This is a genomic window from Streptomyces actuosus (genome assembly GCF_016921115.1).
GTDB classification, from domain to species: Bacteria; Actinomycetota; Actinomycetes; order Streptomycetales; family Streptomycetaceae; genus Streptomyces; species Streptomyces actuosus_A.
Genome location: NZ_JAFFZS010000012.1, coordinates 76046 through 91502, shown reverse-complemented (window position 1 = coordinate 91502; position 15457 = coordinate 76046). Strand labels below are relative to the sequence as shown.

Below are 15457 nucleotides of genomic sequence, written 5' to 3'. Positions count from 1 at the left end.
GTGCGCCCCGTGGCCGGCCGGCGGGTCCGACAGGCCGACCGCTCAGTGGCTACCCGGGTGCTCGTGGACGTATTCCGTCGGGAGGACGGGTTCCCCGCGGGAGAGCTGGGTCGCCGACAGCGGCAGGCCCGCGCGGGCGGCCGCGTGCCGGTCGCGGACGGTGTCCAGGGGCTCGCGGGCGGTGTCCAGGAGCTCGCCGCCCTTGACCAGCTCCACCAGGAGCTGCCGGTCGGCCAGCTCGCCCGGCACCGTCCCGGTGCCCACGACCTCGGCCTCGGCGATCCCGTCCCCGTCCAGCCGCCGCGCGGCCCACTTGCGTCCCCCGACGGAGGTCTTGCCGCCGGACGACTTCTTCGCCACCGGCACCAGCGGTGCCTCCGGGTCGGCGGACTCGGCGCGGGCGACCAGCTTGTAGACCATCGAGCAGGTGGGGTGCCCGGAGCCGGTCACGAGCTGGGTGCCGACGCCGTAGGCGTCCACGGGTGCCGCGGCCAGCGAGGCGATGGCGTACTCGTCCAGGTCGGAGGTCACGATGATCTTGGTGTGGTGGGCGCCCAGCTCGTCCAGCTGCTGCCGCACCCGGTGCGCGACCAGCAGCAGGTCGCCGGAGTCGATGCGGACGGCGCCCAGCTCGGGCCCGGCCACCTCCACCGCCGTACGGACGGCCTCGGCGACGTCGTAGGTGTCCACCAGCAGCGTCGTGCCCCGGCCCATGGAGTCCACCTGGGCGCGGAAGGCGTCCCGCTCCCGGTCGTGCAGCAGGGTGAAGGCGTGGGCGGAGGTACCGACGGTGGGTATGTCGTAGCGGAAGCCCGCCGCCAGGTCGGAGGTGGAGGTGAAGCCGCCGACGTACGCGGCGCGCGCGGCGGCCACCGCGGCCAGCTCGTGGGTGCGCCGGGCGCCCATCTCGATCAGCGGGCGGTCGCCGGCCGCGGACGCCATGCGGGAGGCGGCCGCGGCGATCGCCGAGTCGTGGTTGAGGATCGACAGGATCACCGTCTCCAGCAGCACGCACTCGGCGAAGGAGCCCTCCACCCGCATGATCGGGGAGCCGGGGAAGTACACCTCGCCCTCCGGGTAGCCCCAGACGTCACCCGAGAAGCGGTATCCGGCCAGCCACTGCAGAGTCTCCTCGTCGACGATCCTCCGCTCGCGCAGGAAACCGAGGACGTCCGCGTCGAAGCGGAGGTTCTCCACCGCGTCCAGGACGCGTCCGGTGCCCGCCACGACGCCGTAGCGCCGTCCCTCGGGCAGCCGCCGGGTGAAGACCTCGAAGACGCTGCGCCGTTGGGCCGTCCCTCCCTTGAGCGCGGCCTGGAGCATCGTCAGCTCGTAGTGGTCCGTGAAGAGCGCCGTCGAGGGAACGCCCACCCGTCTTCCGCCACCGCCCTTCCTCAAGAGCGCCTCGTGTCCTTCTTCCTCCGGCAGCCCGCGGCCCGCAGTGTTCATGACGGCTGATGCTACTCCCATTTCGTCAGTGTGACGATTTCTGGAGTGCGTGGCAGCATGGGCACTGTGACGGCTGCCGCACCCATCGAGATCGAGAAGACCGAGTCGGCGGAGGAGGTCTTCGCCGTACCCGAACCCGACGTGCCCTGGCTGACGATCGTCCACAACGATCCCGTCAACCTCATGAGCTATGTGACGTACGTCTTCCAGTCGTACTTCGGCTACTCCAAGGACAAGGCCACCAAGCTCATGCTCGACGTCCACCACAAGGGCCGGGCGGTCGTCTCCAGCGGCACGCGCGAAGAGATGGAGCGCGACGTGCAGGCCATGCACGGCTACGGCCTGTGGGCCACCCTCCAGCAGGACCGCAAGTAGGCCGTCCGCACACCGCCCACCAGCGAAAAGACCTCATGCCCGGACACTTCGAACCGCTTCCCGGCGGCGGCGCGGCCGTCGCCCTCGACGACGTCGAGATCTCCATCATCCGCTCGCTCGCCGTGCAGCTGCTGGAGCTCATCGGCCCCGGCCCCGCCGAGGACGCCCCGGACGACCCGCTCGCCGAGCTGTTCGCCGAGGGCCCGAGCGAGCCCCCCACCGACCCGGTCCTCAGGCGCCTCTTCCCCGACGCCTACAGCGATCCCCGCCAGCAGCCGGCCACGGCGCAGGAGGCCGAGGAGCGCAGGGCCAGCTCCGCGGAGTTCCGTCGCTTCACCGAGAACGACCTGCGGGCCCGCAAGCGGGAGGACGCCCTGGCGATGATCCGCTCGCTGGACGCGCTGACGTCGGCGGGCGACGGGGGCGCGGTCCTCAAACTCTCCGCCGAGGAGTCCCGGCAGTGGCTGGGTGCGCTCAACGACCTGCGCCTGGCGATCGGATCCCGCCTGGAGATCGGCGACGATGACGACGGCGACCTGCTCTACCGGCTGCCCGACGAGGACCCCCGCAAGCCGATGGTGATGGCCTATCTGTGGCTCGGCGGGCTCCAGGAGACGTTGGTCTCCACCCTCCTGACCTGACCCGCCGCCACCGGAAGAGGCCTCGACGTTCGCTCAGCGGACGCTCAAATCCGGATAACGATCCCGTCACCGCCCCTGGGGTTTTGCCCCGGGGGGCGTTTTCGTGTGATGTCACTCACCCAAGGCTTCGTAAACGGCGTGATAAGAACTGGCAACTCGCGTGCGGCCCACCCCTAGCCGCTCCAGAGCCGAAACCGGTCACCGCCGGTGCGCACCGATCAACACGTCAGACACGACAGAACCACAGGAGAAGCGATTCGCCGCCCGAGTCCGCGGGCCGCGCCCCGCTTCTCCTCCCATCCCTGTCGCCGAACGGACGACGGCGTTCGCTCATCCCGCACTCCGTACTGCTGCGCCCTGCGCACACGTCCCCGCGCCACCGAGGTACCTCGATGTCACTCGACTCCGTCACCACGTCCATTGACGACGCCGTCAGCGGATTCTTCGAACCGATCGCCAAGAAGCTCGGCGAGATCGTCTTCTACTCCGTCTCCGTCGGTGGAACGGAGCTGCCGCTCATCGTGGCCTGGCTCGTCGTCGCCGGTCTGGTGTTCACCACCTGGTTCGGCTTCGTGCAATTGCGCAAGTTCAAGCTGGCCCTGGACGTCGTCCGCGGCAAGTACGACGAGAAGGGCTCCGACGGCGAGGTCAACCACTTCCAGGCGCTGACCGCCGCCGTCTCCGGCACCGTCGGCCTCGGCAACATCGCCGGTGTCGCCGTCGCCGTCTCCATCGGCGGGCCCGGCGCCACCTTCTGGATGATCCTGTGCGGCCTGCTCGGCATGGCCACCAAGTTCGTCGAGGTCACGCTCGGTGTGAAGTACCGCGAGGTGCACGCCGACGGCACCGTCTCCGGCGGCCCGATGCACTACCTGCCCAAGGGCCTCGCCGAGCGCTTCGGCAGCGGTGGCGCCAAGCTGGGCAAGGTCCTGGCGATCCTCGCCTCCGTGATGGTCCTCTTCTTCGGCCTCTTCGGCGGCAACCTCTTCCAGGTCAACCAGAGCTACACCCAGCTCGTCTCCGTGGCCGGCGGCGAGAACGGCGCCCTCGGCTCCTCGGCCGGCGCGCTCTTCTTCGGCCTCCTGATCGCCGCGCTGGTCGGCATCGTGCTGCTCGGCGGCATCCGCTCCATCGCCTCCGTCACCAGCCGCCTGGTCCCCGCCATGGCGATCATCTACATCGCCGCCTGCCTCCTGGTGATCGGCGTCAACGTCACCGAGCTGCCCGCCGCGTTCTCCACCATCGTCGAGGGGGCCTTCCACCCCGAGGGCGTCGCCGGCGGCATCATCGGCGCCCTGATCATCGGCTTCAAGCGGGCCGCCTTCTCCAACGAGGCCGGTCTCGGCTCCGCGCCGATCGCCCACTCCGCGGTGAAGACCAAGCACCCGGCCAGCGAGGGTCTGGTGGCCCTGCTGGAGCCCTTCATCGACACGGTCGTCATCTGCACCATGACCGCGCTGACCATCGTCATCGCCAACCCGGCGAGCTGGGCCGCCGCCCGCAAGGGCGAGTCCGTCGGCGGTGTCACCATCACCTCCGACGCCTTCGGGACCGTCCTGCCCTGGTTCCCGTACGTGCTGACCGTCGCGGTGCTGCTCTTCGCCGTCTCCACCGTGCTGACCTGGGGTTACTACGGCCTCAAGGCCTGGACGCACCTGTTCGGGCGCAGCCGGGCCAGTGAGGTCACCTACAAGGCCCTCTACACCCTGTTCGCGGTGGCCGGCTCGCTGCTCACCCTGCAGACGCTGATCGACCTGGCCGACGCGGTGCTCTTCATGCTCGCCGTCATCAACATCGTGGGCCTGTACCTGCTGGCCCCGGTGGTCCGGCGTGAGCTCAACTCCTTCCTGGACTTCGCCCGCCGCAAGGCGACGCGCTCCGCCGAGGGCGCCGAGGAGGAGCCGGAGACCGTCGGCGTCAGCTGAACCCCAGGCCTCCGACGTCCCCGCACCACCCCCGGGCCCGCCCGCACCGACCACCGGTGCGGGCGGGCCCGCGGCCTGTCGCGGATCGGTTCGCCCCGACCCTCTGTTCGCTCAAAGGACACTCAAATCCGGATAACGATCACGTCACCCGGGCTGTCGGATGCGCCTGCTCCACCCTCTCTTTGTCCCGGTTCTCCCGTGCGGTGGATCACATGGCGGCCCCGTGATCCCGCTCACCGCCGTGATAGATCTTCATGATCGCCCGCCGCACACCACCCAAGTGTCCGGCGGGTGCGCCACCGAGTCGGCCACCGCCGGCCAGGCACGGGCGGGCCCGCGCGGCTCGCCCGGCTCCATCAGTCCGGGGGGGAACGGAACCCGGTCCGAGGCCGACAACAGGCCGGGACCGGCATGGAGAAAGGCGCACCACCACCATGACCTCACCGCAGGTCGACCAGGGGGCCACCCCCGAGGAGGGCTACGAGCGCGGGCTCGGCAGCCGCCAGGTCCAGATGATCGCGATCGGCGGCGCCATCGGCGTCGGCCTCTTCCTGGGAGCCGGCGCGAACATCGCCAAGGCCGGACCCAGCCTCATCCTCATGTACGCCCTCGCCGGCGTGATCATCTTCTTCATCATGCGGGCGCTCGGCGAACTCCTGCTCTACCGGCCCGTCTCGGGCTCCTTCGCCGAGTACTCCCGCGAATTCCTCGGCCCGTTCTTCGGCTACTTCACCGCCTGGACGTACTGGCTGATGTGGGTCGTCACCGGCATGGCCGAGCTCACGGCCACCGCGATCTACGTCAACTACTGGTTCCCGTCGGTCCACCGATGGGTGACGGCCCTCGTCTTCCTGGTGATCCTCTTCGGGGTCAACCTGATCTCCGTGAAGCTCTTCGGCGAGCTGGAGTTCTGGTTCTCCATGGTCAAGGTCACCGCGCTGATCGGCATGATCGTCATCGGCCTCGGCGTGCTCACCTTCGGCTTCTCCTCCGCGGGCGACACCGCCGCGGTCTCCAACCTCTGGGCCTTCGACGGCTTCTTCCCCAAGGGTGTCGGCTCCTCCCTGATGACCCTTCAGGGCGTGATGTTCGCCTACCTCGCCGTCGAACTGGTCGGCGTCACCGCCGGCGAGTCCGAGGACCCCGAGAAGACCCTCCCCAAGGCCATCAACACCCTTCCGTGGCGCATCGCCCTGTTCTACGTCGGTGCCCTCACCGTGATCCTGTGCGTGGTGAGGTGGACCGAGTTCTCGCCCGAGGTGAGCCCGTTCGTCGCCGCCTTCGCCAGGATCGGCATCCCGGCGGGCGCCGGCATCGTCAACTTCGTCGTGCTCACCGCGGCCCTGTCCTCCTGCAACTCCGGCATGTACTCCACGGGCCGCATGCTGCGCACCCTCGCCGACAACGGCGAGGCCCCCGCGGCCTTCCGCAGGCTGTCCGCCACCCGGACCCCCGCGCTCGGCATCACCGTCTCGGTCGCTTTCATGGGGATCGGCGTGCTCCTCAACTACGTCGTCCCGGAGAAGGCCTTCGGCTACGTCACCTCCGTCGCCACCGCGGCCGGCATCTGGACCTGGCTGATGATCCTCGTCAGCCACGTCCTGTACCGCCGCGCGGTCAAGGCCGGCCGGCTGCCCGCCTCCTCCTTCCCGGCGCCGGGCGGCGCGGTGTGCAGCTGGATCGCCATCGTGTTCCTGCTCTTCGTCACCTGCCTGATCGCCTACGACCGCGACGCGCGCACCTGCCTGTACGTCATGGCCGTCTGGGCGCTCGCCCTGGGCATCGGCTGGTTCGTGCTGAAGTCCCGCAACCCGCAGATCACCCGGCGCCCCGAGGAGCCGGCGCTGGAGAAGGTCGGCTGACCCCCCGAAGGACGCCCGGCCGGAGGGAGTACTCGTGGCACCCTCTCCGGCTGCCGCTCAGGGCGTCCGGCATGTGGGCCGTTCCGTACCACTCCCCGGTACGGAACGGCCCCTCTGCTTATCCTGACGGACATGCTGACCATCACCCAGGCCCTCTACGACCAGATCGTCGCCCACGCCCGCAAGGACCACCCCGACGAGGCGTGCGGTGTCGTCGCGGGCCCGGCGGGCTCGGACCGCCCCGAGCGCTTCATCCCCATGCTGAACGCGGCCATGTCGCCCACCTTCTACGAGTTCGACTCGGGCGACCTGCTCAAGCTGTACCGCGAGATGGACGACCGCGACGAGGAGCCGGTGGTGATCTACCACTCGCACACCGCGACGGAGGCTCGCCCCTCCCGCACGGACATCTCCTACGCCAACGAGCCCGGCGCCCACTACGTCCTGGTGTCCACCGCCGACACCGACGGACTCGGCGAGTTCCAGTTCCGCTCCTTCCGGATCGTGGCCGGGGAGGTCGCGGAGGAGGAGGTCGCGGTGGTGGAGTCGTACTGAACGGCGCCGGCACCGGCCGGGGCACGATCCGGCGCCCGGCCACCCCGCGCCCCCCGGTCACGCCCTCAGCAGGTCATCTCGCATTCCGGGCGACAATCGTCCGGGATATGGGATCACACTCCGGGAGTCGGACCGGGAATCGATACGATGAACCCATGGTTCTGTACGACGTGAGCGAAAAAGCGCCGGGCATGCTGCTCGTGGCGCGGCTGCACGTCGACCTGTGCCGGCTGAACAGCGCCATCTGTTGACACTTCCTGCCACCGTACGGCTCTGAGCCGTCGCGCGCCGCTGCACGCCCACAGACCCGACCACACCTTCCGACAGGAGCCCTGCCCCATGGCCATCGAGGTCCGCATCCCCACCATCCTCCGCCAGTACACCGACGGTCAGAAGGCGGTGGAGGGCAAAGGTGAGACCCTCGCCGAGCTGTTCACCGACCTCGACACCCGGCATGCGGGCATCCGGGCCCGTATCGTGGACGGTGAGCAGCTGCGCCGCTTCGTCAACGTCTACCTGAACGACGAGGACGTCCGCTTCCTCGACGGCATCGACACCAAGCTCACCGACGGCGACAACGTCACGATCCTGCCGGCCGTGGCCGGCGGCATGGTCTGATCAACGATGCGTTACGACTCCCCGCTGGACGCGGTAGGCAACACCCCCCTGGTGCACCTGCCGCGCCTGTCGCCGTCCGAGGACGTCCGGATCTGGGCCAAGCTGGAGGACCGCAACCCCACCGGCTCGATCAAGGACCGCCCGGCCCTCTACATGATCGAGCAGGCGGAGAAGGACGGCCGTCTGACCCCGGGCTGCACGATCCTGGAGCCGACCTCCGGCAACACCGGCATCTCCCTGGCCATGGCGGCCAAGCTCAAGGGCTACCGCATGGTCTGCGTGATGCCCGAGAACACCTCGCAGGAACGCCGGGACCTGCTGGGCATGTGGGGAGCCGAGATCATCTCGTCCCCGGCCGCGGGCGGCTCCAACACCGCCGTCCGGGTCGCCAAGGAACTGGCCGCCGAGCACCCCGACTGGGTCATGCTCTACCAGTACGGCAACCCGGACAACGCCGGTGCCCACTACGCGACGACCGGCCCGGAGATCCTGGCGGACCTGCCCTCGATCACCCACTTCGTCGCGGGCCTGGGCACCACGGGCACCCTGATGGGCGTCGGCCGCTACCTGCGCGAGCACAAGCCCGACGTGAAGATCGTCGCCGCCGAGCCGCGCTACGACGACCTGGTCTACGGTCTGCGCAACCTCGACGAGGGCTTCGTGCCGGAGCTGTACGACGCCTCCGTCCTCACCACCCGCTTCTCGGTCGGCTCGGCCGACGCCGTGACCCGCACCCGGGAACTGCTCCAGCAGGAGGGCATCTTCGCGGGCGTCTCCACCGGCGCCGCCCTGCACGCCGCGATCGGCGCGGGCCGCAAGGCGGTCACGGCGGGAGAGAGCGCCGACATCGTGTTCGTCGTGGCCGACGGCGGCTGGAAGTACCTGTCCACCGGCGTCTACACCGCGGCCACCACCGAAGAGGCCGTCGAGACGCTCCAGGGCCAGCTCTGGGCGTGACCCCTGCCTTCCCCCCGGGCCCCAGCCGCTCCACCGGCCGGGGCCTTCCGCCGTCCCGGGGCAGGGATCCCGCAGCGCCCCGGGAACGTCATACAGGTGAAGAGCGACGGACGACGGGCCCGCACGGCCCGGCCGGCCCCGCACCGACCCTGCTGAAAGGCGGACCGCCATGCGCCGTACGACGTTCCGGCGGACGACCGCCGCCGCGATGACCGCGGCGGCCCTGTCCCTCGTGGCCTGCGGCGCGCAGGGCGGGACCGGCACGTCCGGCAGCGGTTCCCCGTACGCACCCGCGCCGACGTCGTCCGCACCCGCGCCGTCCTCGCCGTCCGCGACCCCGAGTGCCGACTGCGTCCGCCACGTCCAACTCACCGAGCACGACGACGGAGCGACCCTCTGCCTGGTGCGCGGTGGTGACGTCCGGCTCACCCTGGACGGCACCGGCGAACGCCCCTGGTCGCCCGTCGAGGCCTCGGGGGACATCCTGGAACCCGTCAACGCGGGCATCGTGATCCTCCCCGGGGACGCCGTCGCCGCCTTCCGTGCCGTGGCGCCCGGCACCGTCCGGCTGACATCGACGCGTCCCGTCTGCGCCTCGACGCCCCAGCACGCGCACTGCCACGCACTCCGCTCCTGGTCGGTCACCGTGACCGTCCGCTGACCGCGGGGCCCACGGGCGCCCCGGCGACGGCCGCACGCCGGCCCGCAGCGCCACCGACCGACGGGGACGGCATCCCCGGTGCCGTGGCCGGAAGCCGTGCCGAGCGGGCCGGGCGACCTCCCCCGCGGTTCGACAGCGGACAGCGCCCCGAAGAAGCGCGGGGAACCGCGCGACCGGACGCGACGGCGCCGCGGTCGACGGACGTCGTACCGCGGCGCTTCCAGCGGAGCGCTCAGTCCGCGAGATACCGCACCTGGTCCCACAGGACCGGGTCCACCACGCCCACCCGCCGGCGGAAGCCGCTCACCGGCACCTCCCGCAGCTCGTCGGTCTCCAGGAAGCTGGCCCGCCCGCGGGCGTCCCCCACGGCACCCGGCGGCAGCGGGATCACCCCGGCCCGCTCGTCGCGGTACTTCGTGGTGATCTTCGCGACCACCGCCCGGCCGCCCCGCACCGACAGCACCAGACAGGGCCGGTCCTTGCGGCCCGGCCCGTCTTCGAACGGCACGTCCGCCCACCAGATCTCCGCGGGCTCCGGCCGCGTCCCGCGCGCCGTCCTCCGCATCGGCATGCGGGTCCGCCGTCCGCCGCCGGGGGGCCGCGGCGACCGGCCCCACCCGTCGACGAGAACGGCGGCCAGTGCGAGGAGCACCACCGCCGCGAGCGCCAGCCACCAGGACGTGTCCATACGATGACGCTACCGGCGCGCGATCGGCGCCGCGCGCCCTCTTCTCACTTCGCGCGACGGCGTGTCCGCCGTCCACACCCCACGTCCAGCCGAACCGGTGACAGCACAGGTGAGTTCGCCCACAACAGCCCTTGGCGGAGGAGCGACCGGGGGTTTTGCGCCTTACGCTCGACGAACCGCACGACCCCTGACGCCCCCCTTGTCTCGTCTTCCGCCAACGGAGGTTTCTGCTCCATGAAGCTCACCGTCGTCGGCTGCTCGGGGTCATTCCCGTCCGCGGAATCGGCCTGCTCGAGCTACCTCGTCGAGGCCGACGGCTTCCGGTTGCTTCTCGACATGGGCAACGGCGCCCTCGGCGAGCTGCAGCGCCACTGCGGTCTCTACGACCTCGACGCGATCTTCCTGAGCCACCTGCACGCCGACCACTGCATCGACATGCTGGCGTACTTCGTGGCGCGCTACTACCGGCACGACGGCGGCCGGTGCGCCCCCCTCCCGGTCTACGGGCCCGAGGGCACCGAGCACCGTCTGACCACGGCCTACGCGGACACCCCGTCGGCCTCGTCGATGAGCGAGGTCTTCGACTTCCACACGGTCAAGCCGTCCACCTTCGACATCGGCCCGTTCACCGTGCACACCGAACGCGTGGCCCACCCGGTGGAGGCGTACGGCATCCGGATCGAGCACGGCGGCAGGACCCTGACGTACTCGGGCGACACGGGCGTCACCCCCGTGCTGGACGACCTCGCGCGGGACGCCGACCTCTTCCTGTGCGAGGCCGCTTTCACCCACGGCAAGGAGGACATCCCCGACCTCCACCTCAACGGCCGCGAGGCGGGGGAGACGGCGGCCCGGGCCGGAGCCCGCCGCCTGGTCCTCACCCATGTCCCCCCGTGGACCGACCCGCAGGTCAACCTGGCGGACGCGCGGGCGGTGTTCGACGGCCCGGTGGACCTGGCGGCGCCGAGGGCGACGTACGAGATCTGAGCCCGGGTGCGTCATCCGCGGGCCGGGTCGGGATCCCTCGACCCTGGGCCGCGGCAGCGGTCGGCGGGACCGCGAAAGGGCGGGGCCCGGAACCCTCGTGGTTCCGGGCCCCGCCCTTTCGCGCGGTGTGCGGCCTCACGCCTTGGTGAGGTCCTCGAGTTCCTCCTCGGGCTCGCGGCCCGGGGTGGGGATGTTGAACCTGACGATCGCGAAGCGGAAGGTGACGTAGTAGATCGCGGCGAAGGCCAGACCGACGGGGATGATCATCCAGGGCTTGGTGGCCAGGCCCCAGTTGAGGAAGTAGTCGATCGCGCCGGCCGAGAAGCTGAAGCCGTGGTGCACGCCCAGGGACCAGGTGACAGCCATCGAGACGGCCGTCAGGACCGCGTGGATCACGTAGAGGACCGGCGCGATGAACATGAACGCGAACTCGATCGGCTCGGTGATGCCGGTGACGAAGGAGGTGAGCGCGAGCGAGACCATCATGCCTCCGACGACCTTGCGGCGCTCCGGGCGGGCGGTGTGGGTGATGGCGAGAGCGGCGGCGGGGAGAGCGAACATCATGATCGGGAAGAAGCCCGTCATGAACTGACCGGCGGTCGGGTCGCCGTGGAAGAAGCGCGGCAGGTCACCGTGCCACATGGCGCCGGAGGGGTCCTTGAAGGAACCGATCTCCTGCCAGGCCACCGTGTTGACGAACTGGTGCATGCCGACCGGCAGCAGGGCGCGGTTGATGGCACCGAAGATCGCGGCACCGAAGGAGCCGAGGCCCGTCATCCACTCGCCGAAGCTGGTGATGACGTTGCCGACGGGCTCCCAGGCCAGGCCGAAGAAGACGCCGACGGCGGTGCCGATGAAGGCCATGAGGATCGGCACCAGACGGCGGCCGTTGAAGAAGCCCAGCCAGTCGGGGAGCTTCGTGCGGTGGAAACGCTGCCAGGTGACGGCGGCTATCAGGCCCATGATGATGCCGCCGAGGACCTTGGGGTCGTTGTAGGTGGCGGCGACGTCCTTGCCTGCCTGGATCTTCTCCTCGGTGATCGGGAACGCGGTCAGTACGTTCTTGTAGACCAGGAAGCCCACCAGCGCCGCCAGCGCGGTGGAGCCGTCGGACTTCTTGGCGAAGCCGATGGCGATGCCCACGCAGAACAGCAGCGGCAGGTTGGCGAAGACGGCGTCACCTGCGGTCGCGAACACCGAGGCGACCTTGTTCCAGCCGAGGCCGTCCTTGCCGAACACGTCGTCCTGGCCCAGCCGGAGCAGGATGCCCGCCGCCGGAAGCACGGCGATGGGCAACTGGAGGCTGCGGCCGACCTTCTGCAGGCCCTGGAAAAGACCGGATCCCCACTTCTTCGTGGGGGCCGCCGATGCGGTGGCGGTGCTCATAGACTTCCTCCATCGGGTGGTGGTCTACACCACTCAGTGGTGTAGACCTGTTGTAACACGATGAAGGTGCCGTAAGGAACCCGTCAAAATCGCAACCGGAGCGCTACGGCGCGTGCCGTTCCCGAAACGTGACGAAGGGCCCCCGGACCCGCGGTCCGAAGGCCCGAAACCCTTGCGCCGTCAGGCCCTTGTGACGTCCTCGACCTCGTCCTCCGGCTCCCTGCCCGGGGTCTTCAGATCGAACCGGACGATCGCAAAGCGGAACACGACGTAATAGACCGCCGCGAAGCCCAGCCCGATCGGGACGATCGCCCACGGGAGGGTCGCCAGATTCCAGTTGATGACGTAGTCGATCAAACCGGCCGAGAAGCTGAACCCGTCGTGCACCCCCAGCCCCCAGGTCAGGGCCATCGACACACCCGTCAGCACCGCGTGCACCGCGTACAGCAGCGGGGCCACGAACAGGAACGAGTACTCGATCGGCTCGGTGATCCCCGTGACGAACGACGTCAGCGCCACCGACAGCATCAGCCCACCCACCACCTTGCGCCGCTCCGGCCGCGCGCAGTGCGTGATCGCCAGCGCCGCCGCCGGCAGCGCGAACATCATGATCGGGAAGAAACCGGACGTGAACTGACCGGCATCCGGATCCCCCGCCAGGAACATGTTGATGTCACCGTGCACCACCGTGCCGTCCGGCTTGGTGAAACTGCCGAACTGGAACCAGATCGGCACGTTCAGGAACTGATGCAGTCCCACCACCAGCAGCGCCCGGTTCGCCACCCCGAACACCCCCGCACCCCACGGCCCCGCGTCCCGCAGCCACCGACTGAAACTCTCCAGCCCGTCACCGATCGGCGGCCACACCCACAGGCACAGCGCCGCGAACCCGATCGCCACGAACGCCATGAGGATCGGCACCAGCCGCCGCCCGTTGAAGAACCCCAGCCAGTCCACCAGCTTCGTCCGATGGAACCGCGCCCAGAAATACGCCGCCAGCAACCCCATCACGATCCCCCCGAAGACCCCCGGGTTCTGGAACGTGAACGGCGTCACCCCACCCCCCGTCTCCGACACCTGGCAGCCGACCTGCGCCACCGCCGTCGAACCCTCCGGACAGTCCTCCGGGAACTGGTGCAACACGTTGTAGTAGACGAGGAAGCCCGCCACCGCCGCCAGCGCCGTCGACCCGTCGGCCTTCCTCGCCATACCGATCGCCACACCCACGCAGAACAACAGGGGCAGCCCCAGAGAACCGTCCAGCAGCGCCCCGCCCGCGCCCGCCATCACCTTCGAGACGTCCGTCCACCCCAGCCCGTCGTCCCCGAACACATCCGGCTGCCCCAGCCGATTCAGGATGCCCGCCGCCGGCAGCACCGCGATCGGCAGCTGCAGACTCCGGCCCATCTTCTGCAGACCTCGGAAGAGGCGACCCCAGCGTTCCCGCGCACCGCTCCCGGGACGTTCGGCAGCACTCTCCGCAGTCATCGGCATCCTCCGCACCGGGCCGTATTTGGCGACCGCCCGTCAGCTGGTGTAGACCAGTTGGTATACGGTTCGGTTCCGCTGTCGTGAGCGCCATCATTCGGCACACACGACATGACCGCTCGCGAAGCTGGGCCAACTGTGGGTTACTGCGACTACTGCGGCACAGCGCGTCGCACCAGGGATTTCAGGGAGACGGAACATGGCCAGCAAGGCTGAGAAGATCGTCGCCGGGCTCGGCGGCATCGAGAACATCGACGAGATCGAGGGCTGCATCACCCGCCTGCGCACCGAAGTGAACGACGCCTCCCTGGTCGACGAAGCCGCCCTGAAGGCCGCCGGCGCCCACGGCGTCGTCAAGATGGGCACCGCCGTCCAGGTCGTCATCGGCACCGACGCCGACCCCATCGCCGCGGAGATCGAAGACATGATGTGAGCCGCCGCGGGCCCACCAGGACCCGCCCCTCACCCGGAAGGGGCACTTCCCACCGAGGGAAGGGCCCCTTCCCGCGCTACGACTAGGCTCGACGCCATGTCCTCAACGCCTCGAACCGACGGCCGCACCCCCGGCCAGCTCCGCCCCGTCACCATCGAACGCGGCTGGAGCAAGCACGCCGAGGGCTCCGTCCTCGTCTCCTTCGGCGACACCAAGGTCCTCTGCACCGCCTCCTTCACCGAGGGCGTCCCGCGCTGGCGCAAGGGCAGCGGCGAGGGCTGGGTCACCGCCGAATACTCCATGCTCCCCCGCGCCACCAACACCCGAGGCGACCGCGAGTCCGTCAAGGGCCGCATCGGCGGCCGGACCCACGAGATCAGCCGCCTCATCGGCCGCTCGCTGCGCGCCGTCCTCGACTACAAGGCCCTCGGCGAGAACACCGTCGTCCTCGACTGCGACGTCCTCCAGGCCGACGGCGGCACCCGCACCGCCGCCATCACCGGCGCCTACGTCGCCCTCGCCGACGCCGTCGCCTGGGCCCAGGCCAAGAAGCTCGTCAAGCCCGGCCGCCAGCCCCTCATCGGCACCGTCTCCGCCGTCTCCGTCGGCATCGTCGGCGGCATCCCCCTCCTCGACCTGTGCTACGAGGAGGACGTCCGCGCCGACACCGACATGAACGTCGTCTGCACCGGCGACGGCCGCTTCGTCGAGGTCCAGGGCACCGCCGAGGCCGAGCCCTTCGCCCGCGACGAACTCAACGCCCTGCTCGACCTCGCCGTCTCCGGCTGCACCGAACTCGCCGCAGCACAGCGCACCGCACTCGACACCGTCCGCGAACCGTAGGACCCACCCTCGCGACACCGGGGCGGCACGGGCAACCGTGCCGCCCCCGTTCGCGTCCTCAACGATGACGTCACAGGCCCGACAGGCCTGCCCAAGGGGAGGGAACACAGCCATGGCCGCGAGCCGACGCCCACGCCGCCGCACAGCCGGCATCGCCGCCGCCGTCGCCGCCACCGCACTCACCATCGGCCTCACCACCGGCTGCGACGCCGTCGACAAGGCCCTCGACTGCGTCCAGACCGCCGACGCCATCGCCGACAGCGTCACCCGCCTCCAGCAGGCCGCCGAGAACGCCGCCGACGACCCCACCCAACTCGACGAGTCCCTCGCCGCCATAGACACCGACCTCGACAGGATCGGCGACAAGACCGACAACGCCGACGTCAACAAGGCCGTCGACGACCTCGGCAAAGCCGTCGACAACGTCCGCACCGCCGTCCGCAACGGCGACACCACCCCCGACGTCAGCCCCGTCACCGACGCCGCCGGCGAACTGACCAAGGTCTGCACCCCCTGAGGTCTGCACCCCCTGAGGTCTGCACCCCCTGAGGCCTGCCCCATGATCCCCGCCGGGTGCGCCACGGCAGCC

General features: G+C 70.1%; 17 protein-coding genes. 13 read left to right on the top strand and 4 right to left on the bottom strand.

Annotation, left to right across the window (positions count from 1 at the left end; all coding sequences use genetic code 11):
* Positions 1-42 precede the first annotated feature (42 nt).
* Entirely contained in the window at positions 43-1449 is a 1407-nt protein-coding gene (locus JS756_RS17400) for a nicotinate phosphoribosyltransferase (RefSeq protein ID WP_275892698.1), read from the bottom strand.
* A gap of 57 nt (positions 1450-1506) precedes the next feature.
* Here JS756_RS17400 and clpS point away from each other — a divergent pair, with 57 nt between their 5' ends.
* The 9 genes from clpS (at position 1507) to JS756_RS17360 (ending at position 9043) form a co-directional block, all read left to right on the top strand.
* Positions 1507-1824, top strand: a complete 318-nt coding sequence (gene clpS, locus JS756_RS17395) for an ATP-dependent Clp protease adapter ClpS (RefSeq protein WP_205384011.1) — start codon at positions 1507-1509, stop codon at positions 1822-1824.
* A 35-nt stretch (positions 1825-1859) separates the two neighbouring features.
* Positions 1860-2465, top strand: coding sequence for a DUF2017 domain-containing protein (locus tag JS756_RS17390; protein ID WP_205384010.1), 606 nt, complete (start codon positions 1860-1862; stop codon positions 2463-2465).
* Positions 2466-2857: 392 nt separating this feature from the next.
* A complete protein-coding gene (locus JS756_RS17385) occupies positions 2858-4390 on the top strand; it encodes an alanine/glycine:cation symporter family protein (protein WP_205384009.1) in 1533 nt (510 codons plus the stop codon).
* A gap of 434 nt (positions 4391-4824) precedes the next feature.
* Positions 4825-6252 (top strand): amino acid permease, encoded by a 1428-nt coding sequence (locus JS756_RS17380; protein WP_205384008.1) that lies wholly within the window; start codon positions 4825-4827, stop codon positions 6250-6252.
* Positions 6253-6384: 132 nt separating this feature from the next.
* Positions 6385-6807, top strand: a complete 423-nt coding sequence (locus tag JS756_RS17375) for a M67 family metallopeptidase (RefSeq protein ID WP_205384007.1) — start codon at positions 6385-6387, stop codon at positions 6805-6807.
* A 155-nt stretch (positions 6808-6962) separates the two neighbouring features.
* The gene (locus tag JS756_RS38070; protein ID WP_351207146.1) at positions 6963-7058 is read left to right on the top strand and encodes a putative leader peptide; all 96 of its coding nucleotides are present in this window, start codon (positions 6963-6965) and stop codon (positions 7056-7058) included.
* A gap of 88 nt (positions 7059-7146) precedes the next feature.
* A complete protein-coding gene (locus tag JS756_RS17370) occupies positions 7147-7425 on the top strand; it encodes a MoaD/ThiS family protein (RefSeq protein WP_205384006.1) in 279 nt (92 codons plus the stop codon).
* A 6-nt stretch (positions 7426-7431) separates the two neighbouring features.
* Positions 7432-8382, top strand: coding sequence for a PLP-dependent cysteine synthase family protein (locus JS756_RS17365; protein WP_205384005.1), 951 nt, complete (start codon positions 7432-7434; stop codon positions 8380-8382).
* 169 nt (positions 8383-8551) lie between these two features.
* Positions 8552-9043 carry a hypothetical protein gene (locus JS756_RS17360; RefSeq protein WP_205384004.1) on the top strand — a complete coding sequence of 164 codons (492 nt, stop codon included), beginning with the start codon at positions 8552-8554 and terminating at the stop codon, positions 9041-9043.
* Positions 9044-9275: 232 nt separating this feature from the next.
* Here the strand turns inward: JS756_RS17360 and JS756_RS17355 are convergent, their stop codons facing one another.
* Complete coding sequence (locus JS756_RS17355; RefSeq protein WP_205384003.1) at positions 9276-9731, bottom strand: type II toxin-antitoxin system PemK/MazF family toxin; 456 nt, start codon at positions 9729-9731, stop codon at positions 9276-9278.
* Between the two features lie 234 nt (positions 9732-9965).
* On the opposite strand from JS756_RS17355, the gene JS756_RS17350 reads away from it, so the two are divergent.
* Positions 9966-10718 (top strand): MBL fold metallo-hydrolase, encoded by a 753-nt coding sequence (locus JS756_RS17350; RefSeq protein WP_205384002.1) that lies wholly within the window; start codon positions 9966-9968, stop codon positions 10716-10718.
* A 135-nt stretch (positions 10719-10853) separates the two neighbouring features.
* Here the strand turns inward: JS756_RS17350 and JS756_RS17345 are convergent, their stop codons facing one another.
* Both JS756_RS17345 and JS756_RS17340 read right to left on the bottom strand, forming a co-directional pair.
* Positions 10854-12104, bottom strand: a complete 1251-nt coding sequence (locus JS756_RS17345; protein ID WP_205384001.1) for a PTS transporter subunit EIIC — start codon at positions 12102-12104, stop codon at positions 10854-10856.
* A 180-nt stretch (positions 12105-12284) separates the two neighbouring features.
* Positions 12285-13592, bottom strand: coding sequence for a PTS transporter subunit EIIC (locus JS756_RS17340; RefSeq protein ID WP_205384000.1), 1308 nt, complete (start codon positions 13590-13592; stop codon positions 12285-12287).
* 199 nt (positions 13593-13791) lie between these two features.
* On the opposite strand from JS756_RS17340, the gene JS756_RS17335 reads away from it, so the two are divergent.
* From JS756_RS17335 to JS756_RS17325, 3 genes are all read left to right on the top strand, one after another.
* Entirely contained in the window at positions 13792-14025 is a 234-nt protein-coding gene (locus JS756_RS17335) for a PTS sugar transporter subunit IIB (protein ID WP_205383999.1), read from the top strand.
* 96 nt (positions 14026-14121) lie between these two features.
* Positions 14122-14868, top strand: a complete 747-nt coding sequence (rph, locus tag JS756_RS17330; protein ID WP_205383998.1) for a ribonuclease PH — start codon at positions 14122-14124, stop codon at positions 14866-14868.
* A gap of 112 nt (positions 14869-14980) precedes the next feature.
* Positions 14981-15385 carry a hypothetical protein gene (locus tag JS756_RS17325; RefSeq protein WP_205383997.1) on the top strand — a complete coding sequence of 135 codons (405 nt, stop codon included), beginning with the start codon at positions 14981-14983 and terminating at the stop codon, positions 15383-15385.
* The last annotated feature ends 72 nt before the right edge of the window (positions 15386-15457 follow it).

Bases quoted from the DNA above. Each gene is read 5' to 3' on its own strand.
- JS756_RS17325 (WP_205383997.1), top strand. From the start codon at position 14,981: ATGGCCGCGAGCCGACGCCCACGCCGCCGCACAGCCGGCATCGCCGCC.
- rph (WP_205383998.1), top strand. From the start codon at position 14,122: ATGTCCTCAACGCCTCGAACCGACGGCCGCACCCCCGGCCAGCTCCGC.
- clpS (WP_205384011.1), top strand. From the start codon at position 1,507: ATGGGCACTGTGACGGCTGCCGCACCCATCGAGATCGAGAAGACCGAG.
- JS756_RS17365 (WP_205384005.1), top strand. From the start codon at position 7,432: ATGCGTTACGACTCCCCGCTGGACGCGGTAGGCAACACCCCCCTGGTG.
- JS756_RS17360 (WP_205384004.1), top strand. From the start codon at position 8,552: ATGCGCCGTACGACGTTCCGGCGGACGACCGCCGCCGCGATGACCGCG.
- JS756_RS38070 (WP_351207146.1), top strand. From the start codon at position 6,963: ATGGTTCTGTACGACGTGAGCGAAAAAGCGCCGGGCATGCTGCTCGTG.
- JS756_RS17340 (WP_205384000.1), bottom strand. From the start codon at position 13,592: ATGACTGCGGAGAGTGCTGCCGAACGTCCCGGGAGCGGTGCGCGGGAA.
- JS756_RS17380 (WP_205384008.1), top strand. From the start codon at position 4,825: ATGACCTCACCGCAGGTCGACCAGGGGGCCACCCCCGAGGAGGGCTAC.
- JS756_RS17350 (WP_205384002.1), top strand. From the start codon at position 9,966: ATGAAGCTCACCGTCGTCGGCTGCTCGGGGTCATTCCCGTCCGCGGAA.
- JS756_RS17355 (WP_205384003.1), bottom strand. From the start codon at position 9,731: ATGGACACGTCCTGGTGGCTGGCGCTCGCGGCGGTGGTGCTCCTCGCA.
- JS756_RS17385 (WP_205384009.1), top strand. From the start codon at position 2,858: ATGTCACTCGACTCCGTCACCACGTCCATTGACGACGCCGTCAGCGGA.
- JS756_RS17345 (WP_205384001.1), bottom strand. From the start codon at position 12,104: ATGAGCACCGCCACCGCATCGGCGGCCCCCACGAAGAAGTGGGGATCC.
- JS756_RS17370 (WP_205384006.1), top strand. From the start codon at position 7,147: ATGGCCATCGAGGTCCGCATCCCCACCATCCTCCGCCAGTACACCGAC.
- JS756_RS17335 (WP_205383999.1), top strand. From the start codon at position 13,792: ATGGCCAGCAAGGCTGAGAAGATCGTCGCCGGGCTCGGCGGCATCGAG.
- JS756_RS17375 (WP_205384007.1), top strand. From the start codon at position 6,385: ATGCTGACCATCACCCAGGCCCTCTACGACCAGATCGTCGCCCACGCC.
- JS756_RS17400 (WP_275892698.1), bottom strand. From the start codon at position 1,449: ATGAACACTGCGGGCCGCGGGCTGCCGGAGGAAGAAGGACACGAGGCG.
- JS756_RS17390 (WP_205384010.1), top strand. From the start codon at position 1,860: ATGCCCGGACACTTCGAACCGCTTCCCGGCGGCGGCGCGGCCGTCGCC.